This window comes from Paenarthrobacter sp. CM16 (assembly GCF_013179505.1).
In the GTDB taxonomy this organism is placed as follows: domain Bacteria; phylum Actinomycetota; class Actinomycetes; order Actinomycetales; family Micrococcaceae; genus Arthrobacter.
Map to the genome: position 1 here is coordinate 1 of NZ_JABMCX010000452.1, position 2,538 is coordinate 2,538.

Below are 2,538 nucleotides of genomic sequence, written 5' to 3' on the forward strand. Positions count from 1 at the left end.
AAGCGTCATGCGGGACGGGTGTCCGTGCGTTCAGCGTTCCCTCCGTGCCAGGCTCGACTATGTCAGGTAGAGGTCGTCGATCTGAGCGGCGTATTTTGTCGTGACATTCCTGCGTTTGATCTTCATCGTGGGTGTGAGCTCGTCACTTCCGGGCAGCCAGTGATCTTCGACGATTCTGAACTTCTTGATCTGTTCCACCCTGGAGAGGTGAGAGTTCGCGAGATCGACCCCGGCTGTGACCTCGGCAATAACGGTCGGATCGCTTGCCGATCTCCCGGCGGCGGTGTCGGGGTCGAGGGAGATCAAGGCGACGTTGTAAAGTCGCCCGTCACCGATGCAGGCGGCCTGCCCAATCAGGGGGCTGCTCGACCGCAACCACGTCTCAATGTTCGCCGGGGACATGTTTTTACCGGCCGCGTTGATGATGATCTCCTTCTTGCGATCTACGATCCGCACGTAGCCGTCCTCGTCGACGGTTCCGATGTCACCGGAGTGGAGCCACCCGTCCGCATCCATTGCCTCGACGGTCTGTTCCGGTTTGTTCCGGTAGCCGCGCATGACTGTTGCCCCGCGGATGAGCAGCTCCCCGTCTTCGGCGACTTTCACCTCGATCCCCGGAAGAGGCAGCCCCACCGTGCCGTACCGGATGGCGTCACGCGGATTGATGGTGATGGCGAGGGACGTTTCGCTCATACCCCATACTTCGCAAATGGGAACACCGATTGCCAAGAAGAAATCGAACACGTCGCGGGGAGTTGGTGCCGATCCAGAGAGGACCCAGTCTATTGTGTCCAGCCCCAGCATTCGACGGAACCTGTCACCGATCAGTACGGCCGCTACCGATGCCCGTATGTCGAAGATCCTGCCGATAGAACGGTTCGCATGCCCGGCCTGTGCCTTCTTGATCCCGATGTCGAGGGCCCACCGCAGCAACGTGCGCCGTGCCGGGTTGGGATCGGCCTCCAACTGGGCCTCGACTTTGGCCTTGGCCTTCTCCCAGATACGGGGCACCGGCTGGAACACCGTCGGACGCACTTGTGCGACGACGTCCAAGAGCTCGCCTCCGACCGGACATGTCGTTACCGTGAAGCCCCAGGTGATGAGAGCGCCATAGTGTGCACCCCACCGATCGCCGATGTGCGCGGAGGGAAGGAAGGAGACGAAGCGACCCCCCGGTGTGGTGGGCATTGCCTGTTGCAGCGCACGGAGTTGACTCATCAGGTTGTGGTGGGTGAGCTCCACACCTTTGGGTGGGCCTGTGGTGCCCGAGGTGTAGATGAGCGTGAGTATGTCATCGGGACGGACCGTTGACCACGTGGCATCGAAATCGAAGTCGGGATCGCCCGCTGCTTCCACGTCTTCGAGGCTAGTCGTCCCGTCCGGTGCGCCGTCGACCACGACGATCGTGTCGATCTGGGTGCCACCATCGCGAACGGCAACGAGGCGGTCGACGAATGCTCGTTCGGTGATCACGATTCTGTTCGCGGCGTCACTGAAGAGATATTCGATCTGAGTTTTTGCCGACGTGTTGTAGATCGAGAACGGCAGGGCGCCAAGGTGCATGACGGCCAGGTCGACAAGATGGAATTCGGGCCGATTCGTGAGCATGATGGCCACGGTGTCACCGGGGCGCACACCGAGGGCTGCCAGGCCGGCTGTCAGGCGTCGGACTCGCTGCGAGAGTTGGCCGAACGTCAGTGAGATGCTGTCATCAACGGTGCGCACAGCGACCTGATTGGTTCGCGCGGCGGCGGTGATCTGGAACGCCTCGCACAGGGTCGCGGCCTGTAGCGCCCGGGTGAACGCTTCGTCGGGATCAATGGCGGCTTCGAGTACGTGCATGTGTGATTTCTGCCTCTCAATGTGATTGCTCGCTACCGTAGAGAGCGATCCCTGCAATTTCAGTGCCAATAGTGTCGTTTGTCCGCCATGTCGGCTACCGCCGACGGGGCCCTCACCTTCACCCGCCGAGTTCCCAGGCGGCTTTGCTGATCGTGTCCCCAGTTCGACCCAAGTTGCGACAGTTGACCCGGGAAGCGCGAACATCCGGGCCACCGCCTACGTCAGCGCACCGGACTTGCGGCCAGGGCGGCGCCCTCGGTGGTCTCGGTCGTGAGCAATTGCCTACCGGCGGACGGGTGAGGAGCATTCGAGGCACCGGCTCCCGGATCTGAATTAGGCGAACGGACCAAAGGCCCGGATCTCTGAGTGGCACAGAGACCCGGGCCGGGATGAGGCAGTGTCAGTCAGACTGCGGGTCCCGCTGACTCACACGCCCCCGTCCAACCCAATGATTGAACCATCCGGGTTGAAACCGACCGTTTCGGACCATTCGTACGGGGACGCCTTACCCTCCTGCCGCCACCGCATCTCCGCCGGCGAGCGAAACGGTGGCGGGGTGAACCCGTCGACGGTCCACAGATCACGCGGCATCTCCTCGATGCTCAGTTCCCACAGGTATCCCCGCCCGTCGAGCCAGGGCCTGATGGTCTCGGTCAGCATGTTCATGATGAACTCGCGCATCACCCTGGTGTTCAT

General features: G+C 62.0%; 2 protein-coding genes. Both read right to left on the reverse strand.

Features of this window, described 5'->3' with window-relative positions; genetic code table 11:
- Positions 1-57 precede the first annotated feature (57 nt).
- A complete protein-coding gene (locus tag HP499_RS23300; RefSeq protein ID WP_172326430.1) occupies positions 58-1,842 on the reverse strand; it encodes a long-chain fatty acid--CoA ligase in 1,785 nt (594 codons plus the stop codon).
- 426 nt (positions 1,843-2,268) lie between these two features.
- A partial coding sequence (locus HP499_RS23305) for a tautomerase family protein (protein ID WP_216660269.1) occupies positions 2,269-2,538 on the reverse strand: 270 nt, incomplete at its 5' end.